The organism is Brevibacillus choshinensis (assembly GCF_001420695.1).
Lineage (GTDB): Bacteria > Bacillota > Bacilli > Brevibacillales > Brevibacillaceae > Brevibacillus > Brevibacillus choshinensis.
On the sequence record NZ_LJJB01000013.1, the window covers coordinates 847,952 to 866,596 of the forward strand.

Consider the following 18,645-nt stretch of genomic DNA (forward strand, 5'->3'; position numbering starts at 1 on the left):
GAGGAACAAGCATGAAATGGAGATGGATGTTGCTCTTTTCTACTGTCTGGCTGACCATTTTGGTGCGGCCTGTACAAGCAGAGAGCAACATAGAAATAAACGTGGATGTACCACTTGGTGGCATCATCAAGTACAATGCGTGGTCGCGATTGGAAGTGAGCCTTACTACGCAGGACACGCCATTCCAAGGCTATGTGGAGTTGTCTAAAAGAAAATCGTCCAAAGGATCTCACGAATCTGCTCTTCGACAGCAGGTGAATATCGAGCCGGGAAAAAACGTGGTTCTGAATTTTGACCTACCTGCGCAAGTGTTATTGGATGAATGGTACATACGTCTTTCACAGAATGGACAGGTCATACAAGCAGAAAAACTACGAATGCCGTATCCAAAAGATGGCCGGACGATTGGAGTTGTTCACGAGGGAGCTAGCGCATTTCATTTTTTAGCGATCCAACAATCCCAAATGACAATGGGCATGCCGTATTCGATCCAAAACCTCACCGTTGAATCGCTTCCTGATCAATCCTGGGTCTACCAAAATCTCGACGTACTGGCTCTGGGCAGCAACCAAGTCTCTCAGTTACAAGAAGCACAGGTGCACGCGATCGAGGAATGGGTAAAGACAGGAGGTATCCTCATTCTGTCTGCAGGACCAGGTCAGGATGAGGTCGCCAAGCTTTTCCAAAAGGAAATGCCCGTGCAACCAGGGAATAGCGGTCAGGTAAATCTTCGGGAGGCTTTGCAGACGTATTCCAGTGAAAAGGTCATTCCAGAAGGGACAATCGCTGTGTACAATCGCGATCTCCCTTTGTTTTCTTCCAAAGAAGTGGGGCGGGGCCGAATGCTGTTTGTCAATTACGATGTGACAGCCGAGCCTTTGGCGTCCTGGCAATATAACTCGCAGCTTTGGCAAAATGTGCTTCAGCGACAAGGTGCTCTGCAAATACTAGAGCAGAATTCATACGTGGATCAGATGAACCGGCCGTTTCTTGAGCTAAGCAGACAGATCCCTGGTGTACAAACGCCTGCACCAGTGTGGATGGTAGTCCTTTGGGGTGGCTATGTGCTGGTCGTAGCACCTCTCACATACTATGTGCTGAAACGAAAAGGTCGAAGCCAATGGGCATGGGGCATTATACCAGGTTTTGCGATATTGCTGACCTTTGGGACTTTTGCCTTCGGAAAGCCTCTGGTGGTCAAATCAAGCACGAGCTACACGATTTCTGATGTGCGTATTGTGGAAGATCAATTGGCGCAAACGAGGACCGCTTCCACTTTCTTGGCAGTGGATCGAGATCAGTACGACGTGAAGGTCGAGTCCACTTTTGTGGCGTTGCCTCTATCGCTGGGGAAAAATGATTACGATCCGGAAGGGATTACAGATGGCAATAAAATTTCCTATAAAAACGTCCCTTACCTTACGCCGAAGCAAGCGATTGGATTCGGGATGTTGTCTGATGTGGGACAATACGATGCAGACTTGACAGTGAACGGTGCCCAACTTCAAGGGAAGGTTAAAAACAATACCCCATTTGCATTGGAGTCGGCTTATCTCGAAGTCGGACTGCAGCGAATTCCCCTTGGTGCCATGGCAAAAGGAGAAGAAAAGCAGATTGACATCCGGCTCGACCCGCTGTTGATGCCGCGACAACCTGAGCCAGGGAAGAAAGAGTCACCTGAGGAAAGGCTGAAGCAATTACAGGAAAGTGTTCTTTCCTACGGCCGAGATCATGAAGTGCGTATGATTGGGATCAACACCCAGGCGTTGCCACTCCTGACGATGCAGGAGCCTCATCAGAGTGAATACTGGAATGTGATTCATCAGACGATTCGGTTGAAACCGGATCAGCATGGAATCATTACGTACCCATACGGCCTTTTGGATGTGAACATCCAGGAAACGTCTGGAGACTATGACTCCAAGTCGGCTTATCTATGGGAGCTAGGAAAGGGTAGTATCACTTTTGAACTCAAAGCCGGAGAGGCCGAGCTAAGTCTCGAGCGATTAATTGTTCCATTGGAGCACAGCTCTTTCCGACCGTTCCAGATTGAAGTGTTCCAACAAAAAACGGGGAGATGGCTGAGGCTCGAGCGTGGGAAACGATTGGTTCTGGACGAGGATTTAGCAGAAATGTTAACGCCAAAAGGAACTCTTTTACTGCGGTTCTCGCATAGCGGAACACCGCGTCTTACATTGCCAACACCTTTCTTTCAAGTTGAAGGGAGGGAGCGGACATGGTAATTGAAACCGTTCATCTAAGCAAACAATACGGAAATCTGCATGCATTGACTGATTTAAATCTTTCGATAGATCAAGGGAAGGTATTCGGTTTTATTGGACCCAACGGAGCAGGGAAGTCCACCACAATGCTCATTTTGTCGACATTGCTGGAACAGACAGAAGGCGATGCCTTTGTATGTGGCTACAACGTCCGTAAAAATCCGGGGGCCGTTCGTCAGTCCCTCGGATATATGCCCGACTTTTTCGGGGTATATGATAATTTGACCGCTGTAGAGTATTTGGAATTTTACGCAGGTGCTTACAAGATTCCATCGAGAAAAAGACCTGCTCTGGTTGCTGATCTACTGGAATTAGTCAATCTGTCCCACAAGGCCGATGCGTACGTCGATTCGCTGTCCCGTGGGATGCAACAACGCCTGAGTCTAGCGAGATGCTTGGTCCATGATCCGTCTGTGCTGATTCTGGACGAGCCGGCCTCTGGACTGGACCCACGCGCTCGCATTGAGCTGAGAGAGATCATCAAGCAATTGCGTTCCATGGGCAAAACTATCTTGATCAGCTCGCATATTTTGCCTGAACTAGCGGAGCTGTGCGATGAAATCGGCGTCATCGAACAGGGGCGCATGATTGCGTGCGGCTCCGTGCATGAGGTGAGCAAAGATCGCGGACGCAGTTTGATGGAGGTCAAAACGTTGGCGAACGAAGAAGTCGCGGCACATATTTTGACTGAATCAGGGCGAGTTTTTCAGCTTGAAGAATACATCGATGGATTCCAGTTTCGGTTTGAGGGGAATGAGCAACAAAAATCGGAATTGCTCCAGCAACTGATTGCTGCGGGCGTACCCGTCGTCTTTTTCGGCGACGCCAAAGAGAATCTGGAAGACGTGTTTTTGGCCATCACAGAAGGAGTGAGTGGGTGATGGGGAGCTTTTTTTTCAATCCGATTCTCGTAAAAGAAATGCGTGAGCGATTCCGCTCGAAAAAAACGTTTTGTATCCTTGCGATCTATTTGCTCGTCATGGGAGGAATTCCTCTGGGCTTTTTGCTCATGGATCCCATTCGTGCAGGAGCGCTTGGTGAGAATCGCAATCTGTTTCTCATCTCGGCGAGCATCCATTACGCTATGGTTTGTTTTGTCGCACCTGCTCTTACTGCTGGAGCGATCAGTGGGGAGCGGGAAAGACAGACGTTGCACATCCTATTGACGACACAGCTTTCACCGAGCACGATCGTCCTGAGCAAGCTGATCACGTCTTTGGCTTTTTCGTCGCTGCTGATCGTCGCTTCTATGCCTTTGTATAGCATCGTGATGCTCTATGGCTCTGTATCACCCGAGCAAATGGCCCAGCTGGTGGTCTTTCTAGGTGTCAACGTGTTGTTTCTGGGTACGCTTGGCTTGTTCTGCTCGACGTGGATCAAGCGGACATCTGTGAGTACGATAACAGCCTACGGCATTGCTTTCTTTTTTATGGTCGGCACTGGTCTCCTCTTTCTATTCATTGGGGAGTCTCTGCAACAAGCTTACCCGGATCGCTTTCCGGACGCTGGCGTATGGAATCTTCCTGAGCTGCAGATGTTGGCAGGAATCAATCCCGTCGTCGTTTTATTTGGTATTTTGGGTGAATCGATTGCAGATGTGGATCAGATATCGTTTTCGCCATGGCTGTTCTTTTCCTGCTTTTACTTGGTGCTCGCCACTTTGCTGGTATGGTGGAGTGCGTATTTGTTGAAACCGGTTAGGCGGAAATGGTTGAGTTGGAAGAAACGCCCGAATCGTGTAAAATAAGAGGCGTGTTGGAAAAGGGAGGTTTTTTAGTGAGCGAGCAAGATGTACAAATCGTTGACTTCGAAGAAATGCTGCGGTTTATCGAAAGCCGTCTCGCTTCCGCCGGGACGTATGTGAAGCGGGAAGCGATCATCACCATTTTGCAGGCAGAAGAAGCATTTCTCCTGGAAAAAGGGATTCTGCAAGAATACAGTGAGTAAACAAGGACAACCTGCCATGATGGCAGGTTGTTTTTTGTAACAGGCGGTTTGAATGGGGGAATCCTGAGATCTTGCAACAAAAGAGGTTACCAAACCCATGTAAAAAGAGGAAAACGCAGCGTGATGGTGAAATGGTTGATGTCCCAAATACGTGCGACAAAAGAGGTGCATGATGATTGCAAATTCGTAATGTGGGCTATTGGGCTATTCCGCCAAAAAACGATGCATTCCGAACCGTGGAAAATATACATAATCATATATTTAAATATTCACGCAATAAAAAAGGCGAGCCCATTGCCATTTTGTCAGAAGGAAAGCTTGCACACGAATTAGGTCTGACCACTGCAACAGTAAAAGGGAAGCGGCTTCAGGACATTCTACTGAAGAGCAACGAAGAAGATATCATGACCATTTTCAATAAGCCATATCAGGGAATGGTCGTTGAAATTGAATCAGCAATTGGTGACCGCATTTTTTGGACGACACTTTCGCCTATTTATTCTGATCATGAGATAACCGAAGTCGTAGGGACGACCTTGGAAATCACCGAGCGCAAACAAATGGAGCGTCAACTGTTAGAAGCGGAGGAATTGTACCGAAGTCTGGTAGAAGACACACTGGTCGGGGTTTTCATCGCTTACGTCGAGCACCCAGGATTTGTCTATGTAAATCCACGGCTGGCGGAGATCTATGGCTATACCCAGGATGAGATGGTGAAAATGACCGCTGCTGATCTGGTGATACCGGACCAAAGAGCAGTGATTCAAACACACCAGCAAAGACGTTTAGAGGGCGATCTATCTAGCATTCGCCATCAGTTTCGTGGTTTATGCAAAAATCAAACGATCATCGATGTAGAAGTCCTACAGAAGACGACCATCTACAAGGGAAAGCCGGCTGTCATAGGAATTTTGCAGGATGTGACGGACCGCAAACAAGCGGAGGAATTGATCCGCAAGTCCGAGCTGCTCTCTGTTGTCGGTCAAATGGCGGCAGGCGTTGCTCACGAGATTCGCAATCCCTTAACGTCGCTCAAAGGATTTGTCCAGTTACTCCAAGCTTTTCCGAATGGCAAAGCGGAGTACTACCAGATCATGTTATCGGAGCTCGATCGGATTGAGTTTATTATCAGTGAATTCTTGGTTTTGGCTAAGCCACAGGTCGTCATTCATCAACCACGACATATTCAACGCATGCTGGAGCAGATTGTCATGCTGGCCGACACTCATGCGATCTTGCACAACGTTCAGATCGTTACCCAGTTTTCATCGGATTTGCCTATGATCACTTGCGAAGAAAAGCAGCTCAAGCAAGTGTTTCTCAACCTGATGAAAAATGCGATCGAATCGATGCCAGAAGGGGGAGTTGTTACAGTCACAGCGAAGCAGGATGGCGATATGCTCCTCATCATTTTCACAGATCAGGGCTGCGGGATTCCCGAGGAATCGCTAGAGAAGCTGGGAGAGCCATTTTTCACGACAAAAGAAACAGGGACAGGTTTGGGACTCATGGTCAGCCACAAGATTATCGCCGATCACGGGGGCAAGATTCACGTTCGAAGTCAAATGGGCAAAGGAACGTCATTTGAAGTTCAATTACCCATGCGATAGTTATATTCGCCTGTTTGCTTCTGCCGAAAAAAAACGGTATGATGGAATTGAGAACCAATAACATCGTAAGGACGTGAACGCTTTGACGGAAGAAAATAAAGATCTAGAATTGGGCGACATCATTACATTGGATGACGAAAATGGTGAACCGTTGGGGGATTTTGAAGTAATCGCTTTGTTTGACCTGAACGGTAAAGAATATATTGCCTTGACTGAAGCCATTGAAGATGAAGAAAGCGAAGAAGAGTTGGACGAAGAAGTAGACATCTTCGTTTTCCAAGTAGACGGTGGCGAAATGGTTCCGCTGGAAGAAGACGAGGAGAGCACCGTTTACGCGAAGCTCAACGAAGTTCTCGAAGGCATCGAACTGATCAAGGAAGACTAATTGTTTCCGATTCTAAAACAAAGCCACCGCTTGGCACAAACCAGGCAGTGGCTTTTGGCTTTCTTTTATCAATCATTCATTTTAATGATGTTGTCCTTTAGATCTCGAACGACCAAGAGGCATGTGTAATCGGTCTCTTGCAGCTCTCGGAAGAGTGAGGAGCATTCGTCCTTGGTCAGACCCAGTTTTTCCATGCGTGTCCGCAGTTCTTCGCCACCGTTATCAAAAAAGTGAGCTTTACTATCGATATGCCCTACAGCACTTTCAAAGTGGGTGCTGTATTTATAAAAATTGTTCCGTTGATTGGAGTGATTTTTATCGGGATTCCACTTCAAAACCCAAATATCATCTTTGTGGTAGCCCGATGCGTTCAACGCCTGAATATCCGAAACGAGTTCATCATCATACCGATGAAATTTGACAAACGGCTTGGTTGCACTAATCACGTGAGTTCCCCCCTTTTTCGCTACAGGAATCGCTGCCTTACTAGGTTGCCCAGACATGTTTGAGGGATGAATGGAAAAACTTGTGGTTTCTCTTTGACCTTTCTTTACCAGTAATGCTAGACTATTATTTGGTAATCATCGATGAAATCGGCCATCTCGCTCGGGGCGAGGTGGCTTTTTTGCCCCGTTTGTATGCCAGGATTGAATACAATAGGAAGCATACGGTACAATAGCGATTAAGTGTTCGCTTTTTGGGGCACACGAAAAGAAACACAAGGTACATGGCATGGTTTTGCCATCTTCTCAAGAAGAAATCAGTTTCTTGAAAGAGCGCTTCAAGGGAGTAGAGTCTTTTTAGGAAGTTGCTTAATGTAGAGGGGAGAACGCGATTGAAGGAAACAGACACACTTCATACGTTGACGTATACCGAAGAAGATATTCAGGTCCTCGAGGGCTTGATCGCCGTCCGCAAACGGCCAGGAATGTACATAGGTTCTACAGGTAGCAGAGGTCTGCATCACCTCCTGTGGGAGATCGTGGACAATGCCAAGGACGAAGCGCTTGCAGGCGTGAATGATAGCATCATTGTTACACTGTACAAAGACGGCAGTGTGAGTGTAGAGGACCACGGACGTGGAATTCCTACCGGGATGCACAAAACGGGTCGTCCTGTGCCCGAAGTTATTTTTACGACGCTGCATGCTGGTGGTAAGTTCGGCGGCGGTGGGTACAAAAAAAGCGGTGGACTACATGGGGTTGGCTCCAGTGTTGTTGTGGCCTTGTCCAAATGGCTGGAAGTCGAGATTCACCGCGAAGGGAAAATACATAAACAACGTTTTGCCTACGAGGTCGATGAAAAAGGGATCGAGCATGTCGGAAAACCAGTGACTGACCTCGAAATCATAGGGAATACCAGACGTACAGGGACAACCGTCCGTTTTTTACCGGATGAAGCCGTATTTGGAACCGCTCGCTTTGATTACGAAACCATCCGCGATCGATTCCGCGAAACCGCCTTCTTGCTGAAAAAGCTTAAGATGGTGTTGATCGATGAACGCGGACCCGAGAAAAAGCGCGAAGAATTTTACTTCGAAGACGGCTTGAAGTCATATGTAGCCTATCTGAACGAAGGCAAGAACACGCTGCATCCGATCGTTTATTTCGAGGGGGAAAAAGATAACGTTTACGTCGAGCTGGCTTTCCAGTACAACGACGGTTATGCAGAAACCCTTGTTTCGTACGTCAACTCAATCGTAACGAGCGACGGTGGTACGCACGTTACCGGTTTCCGCAATGGTACGACTCGGATTTTTAATGAATTTGCCCGGAAAAAAGGGTATCTGAAAGATAAAGATCCGAATCTCACAGGAAACGATCTACGTGAGGGCTTTCTCGGTGTCTTATCCCTGCAAATGGCAGACGTCCAATTTGAATCGCAAACCAAGGACAAGCTAGGGAACGAAGAGGCACGGGCCATTGTCGAGCAAATTGTATCCGAGAAGCTGGGCTTCTTCCTGGAAGAAAACCCGGAAATCGGCAAGCTGCTAATCGACAAGGCTTTGCGCTCTGCAGAAATTCGGGAAGAGCTGAGAAAGCAGAGAGAGGCGCTGCGCGGTGATAAGAAAGGCAAAACCGCCAAGAAACGCAAGTCTATCTCGGAGAAATTCACCCCTCCCCAATACAAGGATTCCAAACGCAATGAACTGTTCCTCGTCGAGGGGGATTCTGCGGGTGGTTCCGCCAAGCAGGCGCGCAACTCCGAGTTTCAAGCGCTGTTTAGCCTGAGAGGGAAGCCGCTCAATACGGAAAAGGCAAAGCTCTCTGAGGTATTGGCCAATGAAGAGTTCCGCACCATTCTGGAAGTTCTCGAAACGGATATCGGTGAAGAGTTTTCCATCGAGAATTGTGCGTTTGATAAAGTCATCATCATGTCTGACGCGGACGTGGACGGCTCGCATATTCAAACACTGCTGCTGACCTTCTTCTTCCGCTACATGCGTCCGATGATCGCAGCAGGACACTTGTATATTGCTCAGCCACCGCTTTATCAGGTGAGAAAGCAGAGCAAAGGCGGCAAGCAGTCAGAAGGTATTTACTGCTGGAGTGACTACGAGCTGGAGCAAGCATTAAAGCAAGCAGGTCGAGGGTCTGAGGTTCAGCGCTACAAAGGTTTGGGTGAAATGAACGCAGATCAGTTGTGGGAAACGACGATGAACCCGGAAACGCGCAAACTGATCAAAGTGCAGCTCGAAGACCTCGCTCATTCGGAAAAGCTGGTCACCGTTTTGATGGGCGACAAAGTTCCTCCCCGTAGAGAGTGGATCGAAAGCCACGTCACCTTTGAGATGGGAGAGGATGAATAAGCATGCTGTCCAATCAAATTATCGAACAAAGCTTTGCCGAAATTATGGGCAAGCGCTTCGGCGATTACGCCAATCTGGTCATCCTGTCCCGCGCCATTCCTGACGCAAGGGATGGACTCAAGCCGGTGCAGCGCCGAATCCTGTATGCGATGTACGAGGAAGGCAACACGAACGACAAGCCGTACCGGAAATCAGCAAAGACAGTCGGTTTTGTGATGGGTACATACCATCCGCATGGCGACTCAGCGATTTATGAAACGATGGTGCGGATGGCGCAATGGTGGAAAATGCGTCATGTCTTGATCCAGGGGCATGGAAACTTCGGCAGTCTGGATGCAGACCCGCCTGCAGCAATGCGCTACACGGAGTCCCGTTTGTCTGCTTTGGCGAATGAAATGACGCGCGATATCGAAAAAGACACCGTGACGTTCATTCCAAACTACGACAACTCGGCTCAGCAGCCTGCGGTATTGCCTTCACGGTTCCCTAACCTGTTGGTGAATGGGGCATCCGGGATTGCGGTAGGTTTTGCTACAGATATTCCGACCCACAACCTGGCAGAAATCATCGACGCGGCAGTTGCGCAAATGAAAAAGCCCTCCATCACCCTCGATGAGCTGATGGAGTATGTAAAAGGTCCGGATTTTCCAACAGGCGCGATCGTTCAAGGTGTTTCTGGCATTAAAAAAGCGTTTGAAACAGGACGCGGACAGTTCATCATCCGTGCCAAAACACACATAGAAGAGGCAAAGGGTGGCAAGCTCAAGAAAATTGTCGTCTCTGAAATCCCTCACGAAGTTGTCAAATCCAAGCTGGTAGCGCAGATTGATGAGCTCGTGATGGAAAGGAAGATCGAGGGAGCACTCGCAGTCCGAGACGAAACAGGACGCAAAGAAGCGGAATTAAAAAAGGTCCGAATCGTCATCGATCTTCGCAAGGAAGCGGATGAGCAGGCCATTCTCAATTACCTGTACAAAAATACAGATCTGCAAATCTATTACAACTACAACATGAACGTGATCCACGAGGGAACGATCAGGCAGATGGGGCTTAAAGCTCTACTGGGTGCTTACATCGATCACCAGAAAGAAGTAGTCACCCGTCGTTCCCAGTACGATCTCGATAAAAAACAGCACCGGGAGCATATCGTTCAAGGTCTGATCCGGGCGAAATCCATCTTGAGGGAAATCGTCGATACGATCATGGATTCCGAGGACCGTGCTGATGCGAAGCGGAACATCATGGAAAAGTACGGATTTACCGATTTGCAGGCCGATGCGATCTTGGCCATTCAACTGGCATCTCTGACCAGATTGGACATTGTGAAGCTGGAAAAGGAATTGGCGAGCTTGGCAAAAGAAATCGAGGAGCTTCAATCCATTTTGGCTAGCGAGAAGAAACTGATTCAGGTCATCACGGGCGAACTCAATGAGATCAAGAAAAAGTACTCGGAACCACGTCTGACAGAAATCCAGGGTGAGATCGAGGAAATCAAGATCGATATCGCGATGCAGATCAATGCAGAGGACTGTATCGTGACGCTCACAAACGAGGGTTACATCAAACGGACCAGCCCGCGTTCGTTCAAATCGGTCGGCGGTACGCTTGAGACGTGCGGGGTAAAAGAAGGCGACAAGGTGCGACATTTCGTGGAAACGAATACGTCCCATACCGCTCTATTCTTTACCCAGGACGGTAAATATTTTGCGACGCTGGTCAATTCCTTCCCGGATGACAAATGGAAGGATATAGGCTCTGCCATCGTCAATGTGATCCCACTCGAGAAGCAGCAGAAGATCGTTGGCTTTACCATCGTCGAGAGCTTCAAGCAGCCTAGTTACGTGTACCACGTCAGTCGCCACGGCTTGATTAAAAAGACAGCACTGTCCGAATACGAAACCAATCGTTCAGGAGCTCTCGTGGCTGCCAAGCTGAAATCGGAGGACGACGAGTTTGTCACAGCTTTTGTAGTCGATGAGGAAGGTGGCATCTTGGGAGCGACTCGTGACGGCATGGGGATCCGCTTCCAAAGAAGTGAGGTTAGTCCAACGGGTCGGGCGTCCAGCGGGGTCAAAGCGATCGCTCTGTCTTCTGGTGATGAAGTCATCATGATGATGCCAGTGGCAACAGACGACACTCGTTCCTTCAGCTTATTAACGACTGAGGGTGTGGTGAAACGTACGGCTATATCGGATATTCCTCTGCAGGGTCGAGCAGGCAAGGGTGTTCAGCTGATCCGGAAACGCAAAAACAACCCACATCAATTGATCGCTCTGAGCATTGAGGAGACGATGTACGCGTGGACGTCTCAAAATGAATGGAGCTTGGTTTCGACGGATCAAGTGATTGTCAACGAGCAAGGAGGCATCGGCCGATCCGTAGTTGAGGGTGGAGCCAAAGCAGTTGCCTTTGAAACGGTCTTGCCGACAGAAGAAGCGAAAGAAGATCAGGCAAAAGGCTCCGGTGAAGGTTCATCCTCCCCACAACGATCGTCAGAGACTCCATTCAATCTGTTTGACGGAATTTCTGCTGAGGAGAAGGAGTGATACCCAGATGTCCAGAGCGTTTGAAGCATTCACATCTCCATTGAGCTGGCAGCAAATTTCGTTATTACTGGATACGGTCCAATATTTCGAAGACGCCCCAAAATGGCTCTCCATCCCGAATGAGCAGGGAGCCAGTGTTGCCGTTCCCATGACATCCGAGACCTTGCAAGCGATGTTGGGCTGTGTCACGGAAGAAGATGCTTTTTCCCGAGTGCCGTTTTCTCTCGATTGGGAGGATGGATCGGAAGAAGGAATTGGCGTACTCGTAGTAGGATTACCAAATGGTGAGACTGTGCGCCAAATGACTATCTTGTCACAGTTCTCACCTGTCTAAGTACGTACCCAGCAGCCTTGGTTTGCAAAGAACCAAGGCTGTTTTCTATGGAGAAAGACGTTCTTGGCTGGTAAAGCGAGGGACAGGGGCGTACAATAAGAAGACTAGCAAGAGAAAGAAGGTTCATAATATGGAGCGTATTTTGGTGATCAGCGATATTCACGGCGAGCTGGAAAAGTGGGAATCGTTGATGGAAAAAGTCAATTACAATCCCGAAAAAGATCAGTTGATTCTCTTGGGAGACTACGTAGATCGTGGCCCGGCTTCTAGAGGAGTGCTGGAAAAAGTGATGGAGCTGCATGCTACAGGTGCTATTGTCTTGATGGGAAATCACGACCATATGATGATCAAATCATTTGAGCAGGATCCCGTATTTATCGAACGTTGGTTCCGAAATGGCGCGCAAAAAACATTGGTCAGCTATGGTCATGCGGCGGCTGAACAGGAAGTCGGCCCTGAGTCGTTGGATTTGACTCCTGTACTGGAGCAGCACATTTCCTTTTTGAGGGGCTTAGACTGCTATTATGAGACGGATGATTACATTTTCGTTCATGGTGGTGTCCACCCGACGACACCGTTACCAGAAACGGATCCTTACACCCTCATGTGGATTCGCGACGAATTTCATAAAGGCTACAAAGGGGAAAAGACCGTCGTTTTCGGCCATACCCCTACAGAACATTTCCATGGCAAAAATGGCGTCTACTTCGGTGAGAACAACATCATCGGGATCGATGGCGGCGCCGTGTTTGGTGGTCAACTGAATTGTCTGGAATTGCCTAGCAAAAAAGTATATTCGGTATGATCGATAGCCCTGTTTTCCAACGCTCTGTTCCTTTCGATTGCTTGATGGAATCGAGATCAGGGAGTGGAAAGCAGGGTTATTTAAATGCTTGTTACACCCACCACATTTCCCCAATCGGCTCTCGAATCAACACTTGCTTTAGATTTTGTACCGCACGACCAAAGCCTTCCTCGATAGACATCAGTCCGTCCTCATGCTCAATGCTCACGACGTCGTCATACCCGACAAGTCGCAGAGCGCTCATGATATCCGCCCATGTCTTGAGGTCGTGACCATAGCCCACCGTGCGGAATTGCCACGCTCGCCCCACCATATTCGAATAAGGCTGCATATCAGTGAGACCGTGCATCGAGATGTTCATAGGGTCGATTGACGTGTCTTTGGCGTGAAAGTGATGGATCGCTTTTTCACGACCCAAGATGCGGATTGCTTGCACGGGATCGATGCCTTGCCACCACAAATGACTCGGATCCAGATTGGCGCCGATCGCTTCCCCGGCTCGTTCCCGTAAGCGCAAGAGAGTACCAGGGGTGTGGACTGAAAAACCACCGTGAAGCTCCAGGCCGATCTTGATGTGTCGCGACTGCGCCACTCGTCCGATTTCGGTCCAGTACGGGTAGATTTTCTCGTTCCATTGCCAGTCTAGCAGCTCTTGGTAGTCATTGGGCCATGGTGCAACTGGCCAGTTTGGGTATCGAGCTCCCTCCGAATCGCCCGGGCATCCAGAAAAGGTGTTGACGATCGGCACTTCTAGCCGTTCTGCTAGCGCTATCGTTTTTTCCAAGAGGGAATGAGCCTCTTGAGCGACTGCCTTTTGCGGATGAAGGGGATTACCGTGGCAGCTCAGAGCGCTGATGCGTAAGTCACGTGATTGAATCGTTTGAAGAAAACGCTGACGTTTTGTTTCACTCTCTAACAATTCATCTAAGGGACAGTGCGCGTTACCGGGAAAGCCGCCCGTACCCAACTCTACAGCATTCAGGCCATGGGCACCGACGAGGTCAAGCATCTCTTCGAGTGACTGCTGGGCAAAGAGGACCGTAAAAACTCCCAACTGCATGAGGAGCACCTCCAAATTTCGTAAATGAAATCGATTACATGAATCATACTAGAGTAAAAGAATTGCAAACGTCAATATGATTTGAATATTCAAAATTTATATTGACACATGGGCCTTGACTCCGCTACATTATCCTTGTAATCGATTACATTTTGAAGGGATAATCAAGACACATGGCAACTATTCAGGAAGTAGCAAAGGAAGCAGGCGTATCTGTTGCTACCGTTTCCCGCGTTTTAAATCATCATGACTCCGTTTCCGCGAAAACCAGAGCCAAAGTAGAAGACGTCATCGAAAGACTGCAATACAACCCCAACATGCTCGGGCGAAATCTCCGTTGTGCGGAAAGCCGGATGCTGCTCGTCCTCGTTCCCAGCATCTCCAACCCGTTTTACTCCAAAATCGTGCAAGGAATTGAAGACATCGCGCGACGCAATCATTACAACACCCTCCTATGCACGACCGACTCCGATGTGGAGCGAGAAAACGTTTATTTGGATCTTTTGCGCAATCGGATGGCAGATGGCGTCATTTCCATGGATCCCGCTGTTGATTTGGCAAACATCCGAAAGCTGGGGGAAGAGTATCCGGTCATTCAATGCTGTGAATACAGCGAGACGGATCAAACACCTTATGTCTCCATTGACAACCAGACAGCAGCATATAAAGCAGTCAAGCATTTGCTGATGATGGGTCACAAAAAAGTAGCCATTATCAATTCTGATGAGAGGTTCCTCTATGCGAGACTTCGCAAGGAAGGTTATTTGCGAGCACTGAGAGAGTTTAAAATCTCAGTTAACCAGAGCTACATCATTCACACCGATTTACATTTCGAGAGTGGACATCGCGCGATGAAGGCATTGTTGGGGTTGGATGATCGCCCAACAGCCGTATTCGCGGTCTCGGACACGCTTGCCATCGGCGCATTGCGAAGCATCAAAGAAGCAGAGCTGAAGGTCCCCGATGACATGGCGGTAGTTGGCTTTGATAACATTCCGTTCGCCAGTATGATGAATCCCAGCTTGACGACAGTCGCGCAGCCTATGTATGAGATGGGGTGTGAGGCAGCGCGGATGCTGATCAAGCGGATTTCAGCCCCACAGGATCGGGTGGAGAGCATCGTCTTGGACTACGAGTTGATCATCCGTGAATCGACGATGGGATAACAAAGTTCATTGCGCAAGAGGGTGTTTCCCGGGTTACTAATAATCGCTTGTAACATGAGCAACCCGGGTTCTCTATGTAAACAAAAGGGGGAGAATGCATGAAACGGTTTCATCTAGGCAAATGGGCGATTTTGGCTTTGTCAACACTGTTGACGCTAGCCGGATGTAGCGGAGGTGGTGGCTCTGCAGCTGGCGGTTCGGGAACTTCAGGGGGACAGGGAGGCGGCAGTACTGCACCAGCAGCTGCTGAAAAAGTCATCGGGATGTCGTTCCCGGCAGCCGACCACGGATGGTTGGGAGCTGTCATTAAAAATGCGGAGGACGAAGCCAAAGCGGAAGGACTCAAATATGTTATCACGACTGCCGCAGATCCAAACAAGCAGACGAATGACATTGAGGATCTCATTTCGAAAAAGGTATCGGCGATCGTGATGCTCCCGATCGAGTCAGCAGCGATGACACCTGTAGCCAAAAAGGTCAAAGAAGCTGGCATCCCACTGATCGTGGTAGACCGTGAGCTGGAAAGCGATGATTTTACGGCGCTTGTAAAAGGGGACAACAAAGGGATAGGCACCCATGCTGGAACGTACTTAGCCGATAAGCTAGGAGGAAAAGGCAAAATCGTCGAGATCATCGGGGTACCGAGCTCTGTCACGACCATGCGTAGCGACGGCTTCCGCGAAGCGATCAAGGACCATCCTGAGATGCAGATCATTGTCAGCCAATCAGGAGACTTCCAAAAGGAAAAATCTCTGAATGTAATGCAGAATATTCTGCAATCTCAACCGCAAATCGATGCTGTATACACGCATGACGACGAGATGGCTTTAGGTGTCTTGCAAGCGATCAAGGAAGCAAAGCGCACGGATATCAAGGTCGTAACCGGAGCTGGTGGACATAAAGATGTGTATAAGCTGATTAAAGATAGTGATCCATTGATGCAAGCGACCTTCACCTATTCGCCCTTGATGGTAAAGGATGCAGTCAAGCAAGCAGTCGAAATAGTAAACGGCAAGTCCCCAGCAGAAAAGGTCACAATGCTCGAAGCAACGCCGATTACCAAGGACAATATTGACAAGTTTTACGACCCGAACGCGAATTATTAATCGCGCCACGCGCTCGAATGAGGGAGGGGCGGCAATGGATGGATACGTCCGAAAGTTGCCGTCCTTTCTGGTGGGCAGGGTGCTGATTGGCAGGAGGAGCTCATGGCTGAAAAAGTGCTGCACATGCAGGGGATAGAAAAAGCATTCAATGGTGTCCCAGTGTTGAAAGGGGTCCATTTTTCTCTGCAAAAAGGAGAAATTCATGCATTGCTCGGGGAGAATGGAGCCGGGAAATCTACGCTGATGAACATTCTGGGAGGGATTCTGCAGCCAGATGCTGGTGAGATCTACATGGAGGGACAGCGAGCTCACATGTCTGAACCTCGGGTTTCCCAACAGACTGGAATTCGTTTTATCCATCAAGAGCTGAATGCTGTCGCAGATCTGACCGTCTATGAAAATATTTTTCTGGGCGCAGAATGGACGGATCGCTTTGGCTTCTTGCGTGTCGATGACATGTGTCGACGCACGGAAGAGCTGTTGGGAAAAATGGGGTCCAACCTTCATCCGAAAAGCATGGTGCGCGACCTGGAGCCTTCCTTCAAGCAGATGGTAGAAATAGCGAGAGCCCTATTGACCGACGCCAAATTAATCATCATGGATGAGCCTACAACCGCCTTGACGAATTACGAAATCGAGCATCTCATGGACACCATGCGCACTCTTCGAGACAACGGAGTCAGTATCATCTACATTTCTCACAAGCTAAAAGAAGTTTTGAACGTATGTGATCGTTACACGGTACTTAGGGATGGGCAACTGGCCGGGAATGGACTCGTGAGTGAAACAAACGAAGAGGAGTTAACCCGATTGATGGTTGGTAAGTCGGTAGGAAACGAATCCTACCATTGTTCTACCCTAAGTAACGACATTACCCTCGAAGTGAGGAAGCTTAGCAGTGGAAAGTGGTTTCAGAACGTTCATTTTTCCCTGGCTAGAGGAGAAATCGTGGGGTTTACAGGACTGGCGGGAGATGGAAGAACCGAATTGTTTGAATCCATTTTCGGATGTCGTCCTTACTCGGGCGAGATACGGGTCAAAGGACAGGTCCAAAAGCTACGCCACCCTCGTCAGGCCTTACAGGCAGGTATCGGGCTCGTACCCAAAAATCGCAAGGAAAATGCCATCATTAAAGATATGAGCATCAAGGAAAATTTGAGTCTTGCATCGCTCGAGCATTTTCAAAAGAATTTGCTTATTGACGGCAAAAAAGAAATAGAAGCATTCGAAAGGTACCGTGGATTGCTCTCCATCAAAGTCTCTGATCCTGACCTGCCCATCGTCAGTCTGAGCGGAGGCAATCAGCAAAAAGTAGTGCTTGCGAAATGGCTCGAAGCCGACCCAGACATCCTCATCTTTGACAACCCGACACAGGGGATTGATGTGGGAGCGAAAAGTGAGATCTATCAGATCATCGCGGAGCTTGCAAAGCAAGGCAAGGCAATCATCGTTCTGTCTTCGGAATTGCCAGAGATCATGAGACTATGCGATCGGGTGATGGTCATGTATCAGGGGGAAATTACGGGTACGTTGACACGAGACCAAGTGAATGAAGAGTTGATCATGCTATACGCGACAGGCGTGAAAAAGGAGGAAAAAGCCGTATGATGGATACTCCCCCGACAGCTAGGCACGCGGCCTCCTGGAAAACACGCGGACAGTGGGTCTGGTCGGAATACAGTGTCGTTGTTGCTTTCGTAGTCATCGTTTTGATTGCCTCTATGGTGGATAGCCATTTTGCTAGTGTGGTTAACTTCACGAACATCCTGCGCCAGGTTTCCATCATTGGAATTATTTCCCTTGGTATGACCGTGGTTATGCTATCGGGCGGGATCGATCTTTCCGTAGGCGCGGTCTTAGCACTTTTAGGAGCTCTAGCAGTCAGTGTGCTCAATGCGACTCAGAGTGTTCTGATTGCCCTCATGGTGGCATTGATTGCAGGGGCAGCGGTTGGTAGTCTGAATGGTCTGATGGTGACAAAAGGCAAGATTCCTTCGTTTATCGCTACATTGGGAATGATGGCATCGGCACGTTCGATCGTCCTCTATTTCGCGGAAGGAGGGAGCCTTTCAGGGAAAGCAGAAAGCTATACGGCCATAGCCAATACAGAGTGGCTCGGTCTGGCAGTGCCAATTTACATCTTTCTGTTGATGACCTTTCTGGTTTATATCCTCATGCACAAGACGCGCTTTGGGCGCTATGTATACGCGATTGGAAGTAATGAAAAGGCAGCATTGCTGTCCACGATCCGGGTTAACAAAGTCAAAATGGGAGTCTACATGCTATGCAGCACATTTGTCGCAGTGGCAGCGGTGGTCGAATCGTCTCGTCTCAATTCCATTTCGTCAGCTAGCTCCGGACTCTCCTACGAGTTGGACGCAATCGCCGCGGTTATCATTGGTGGGACCAGAATGTCGGGTGGACGGGGGAAAATCATCGGAACGTTCTTTGGTGTCCTCATCCTCGGTGTTCTAAACAATATGTTGAATTTAATGAATATTTCTCCGTATTTACAGGGGCTGGTAAAAGGTCTGATCATTATTGCGGCAGTTTTGCTGCAAAAGAAAGAACAGCAATAGGAAGATAGAGGGGGAA

Annotated in this window: 16 protein-coding genes; 14 read left to right on the forward strand and 2 right to left on the reverse strand. The window is 48.7% G+C overall.

What is annotated here, in order from left to right:
- Nucleotides 1-11 precede the first annotated feature (11 nt).
- The 6 genes from AN963_RS24320 (at nt 12) to AN963_RS24340 (ending at nt 6,224) form a co-directional block, all read left to right on the forward strand.
- Entirely contained in the window at nt 12-2,243 is a 2,232-nt protein-coding gene (locus tag AN963_RS24320; protein WP_055747117.1) for a hypothetical protein, read from the forward strand.
- Nucleotides 2,237-3,163 carry an ABC transporter ATP-binding protein gene (locus tag AN963_RS24325; RefSeq protein WP_055747118.1) on the forward strand — a complete coding sequence of 309 codons (927 nt, stop codon included), beginning with the start codon at nt 2,237-2,239 and terminating at the stop codon, nt 3,161-3,163. Before AN963_RS24320 ends, AN963_RS24325 begins: the two co-directional genes overlap by 7 nt.
- Nucleotides 3,163-4,029, forward strand: coding sequence for an ABC transporter permease (locus tag AN963_RS24330; protein ID WP_055747119.1), 867 nt, complete (start codon nt 3,163-3,165; stop codon nt 4,027-4,029). The genes AN963_RS24325 and AN963_RS24330 overlap by 1 nt, the downstream gene beginning before the upstream one ends.
- 29 nt (nt 4,030-4,058) lie before the next feature.
- Nucleotides 4,059-4,229, forward strand: a complete 171-nt coding sequence (locus AN963_RS30995; protein ID WP_169791934.1) for a hypothetical protein — start codon at nt 4,059-4,061, stop codon at nt 4,227-4,229.
- A 176-nt stretch (nt 4,230-4,405) separates the two neighbouring features.
- On the forward strand, nt 4,406-5,839 hold the full coding sequence (locus AN963_RS24335; protein WP_055747120.1) for an ATP-binding protein: 1,434 nt from the start codon (nt 4,406-4,408) through the stop codon (nt 5,837-5,839).
- A gap of 82 nt (nt 5,840-5,921) precedes the next feature.
- A complete protein-coding gene (locus tag AN963_RS24340; protein WP_055747121.1) occupies nt 5,922-6,224 on the forward strand; it encodes a DUF1292 domain-containing protein in 303 nt (100 codons plus the stop codon).
- A gap of 68 nt (nt 6,225-6,292) precedes the next feature.
- Here the strand turns inward: AN963_RS24340 and AN963_RS24345 are convergent, their stop codons facing one another.
- Nucleotides 6,293-6,670 carry a general stress protein gene (locus AN963_RS24345; RefSeq protein ID WP_055747122.1) on the reverse strand — a complete coding sequence of 126 codons (378 nt, stop codon included), beginning with the start codon at nt 6,668-6,670 and terminating at the stop codon, nt 6,293-6,295.
- 389 nt (nt 6,671-7,059) lie between these two features.
- Between AN963_RS24345 and AN963_RS24350 the strand changes: the two genes are divergently transcribed.
- From AN963_RS24350 to AN963_RS24365, 4 genes are all read left to right on the forward strand, one after another.
- Complete coding sequence (locus tag AN963_RS24350; RefSeq protein ID WP_055747123.1) at nt 7,060-9,033, forward strand: DNA gyrase/topoisomerase IV subunit B; 1,974 nt, start codon at nt 7,060-7,062, stop codon at nt 9,031-9,033.
- A 2-nt stretch (nt 9,034-9,035) separates the two neighbouring features.
- Nucleotides 9,036-11,579 (forward strand): DNA topoisomerase IV subunit A, encoded by a 2,544-nt coding sequence (parC, locus tag AN963_RS24355; protein ID WP_055747124.1) that lies wholly within the window; start codon nt 9,036-9,038, stop codon nt 11,577-11,579.
- 7 nt (nt 11,580-11,586) lie between these two features.
- Nucleotides 11,587-11,913 (forward strand): hypothetical protein, encoded by a 327-nt coding sequence (locus tag AN963_RS24360; RefSeq protein WP_055747125.1) that lies wholly within the window; start codon nt 11,587-11,589, stop codon nt 11,911-11,913.
- Nucleotides 11,914-12,043: 130 nt separating this feature from the next.
- Nucleotides 12,044-12,718 carry a metallophosphoesterase family protein gene (locus tag AN963_RS24365; RefSeq protein ID WP_055747126.1) on the forward strand — a complete coding sequence of 225 codons (675 nt, stop codon included), beginning with the start codon at nt 12,044-12,046 and terminating at the stop codon, nt 12,716-12,718.
- Between the two features lie 91 nt (nt 12,719-12,809).
- Here the strand turns inward: AN963_RS24365 and AN963_RS24370 are convergent, their stop codons facing one another.
- A complete protein-coding gene (locus tag AN963_RS24370) occupies nt 12,810-13,778 on the reverse strand; it encodes a sugar phosphate isomerase/epimerase family protein (protein WP_055747127.1) in 969 nt (322 codons plus the stop codon).
- Nucleotides 13,779-13,951: 173 nt separating this feature from the next.
- Between AN963_RS24370 and AN963_RS24375 the strand changes: the two genes are divergently transcribed.
- The 4 genes from AN963_RS24375 (at nt 13,952) to AN963_RS24390 (ending at nt 18,629) form a co-directional block, all read left to right on the forward strand.
- Nucleotides 13,952-14,944 carry a LacI family DNA-binding transcriptional regulator gene (locus tag AN963_RS24375; protein ID WP_055747128.1) on the forward strand — a complete coding sequence of 331 codons (993 nt, stop codon included), beginning with the start codon at nt 13,952-13,954 and terminating at the stop codon, nt 14,942-14,944.
- Between the two features lie 98 nt (nt 14,945-15,042).
- On the forward strand, nt 15,043-16,050 hold the full coding sequence (locus tag AN963_RS24380; RefSeq protein WP_055747129.1) for a substrate-binding domain-containing protein: 1,008 nt from the start codon (nt 15,043-15,045) through the stop codon (nt 16,048-16,050).
- A 102-nt stretch (nt 16,051-16,152) separates the two neighbouring features.
- Nucleotides 16,153-17,658 carry a sugar ABC transporter ATP-binding protein gene (locus AN963_RS24385; RefSeq protein WP_055747130.1) on the forward strand — a complete coding sequence of 502 codons (1,506 nt, stop codon included), beginning with the start codon at nt 16,153-16,155 and terminating at the stop codon, nt 17,656-17,658.
- Nucleotides 17,655-18,629: an ABC transporter permease gene (locus AN963_RS24390; protein WP_055747131.1), complete on the forward strand. Its 975-nt coding sequence runs from the start codon at nt 17,655-17,657 to the stop codon at nt 18,627-18,629. The genes AN963_RS24385 and AN963_RS24390 overlap by 4 nt, the downstream gene beginning before the upstream one ends.
- The last annotated feature ends 16 nt before the right edge of the window (nt 18,630-18,645 follow it).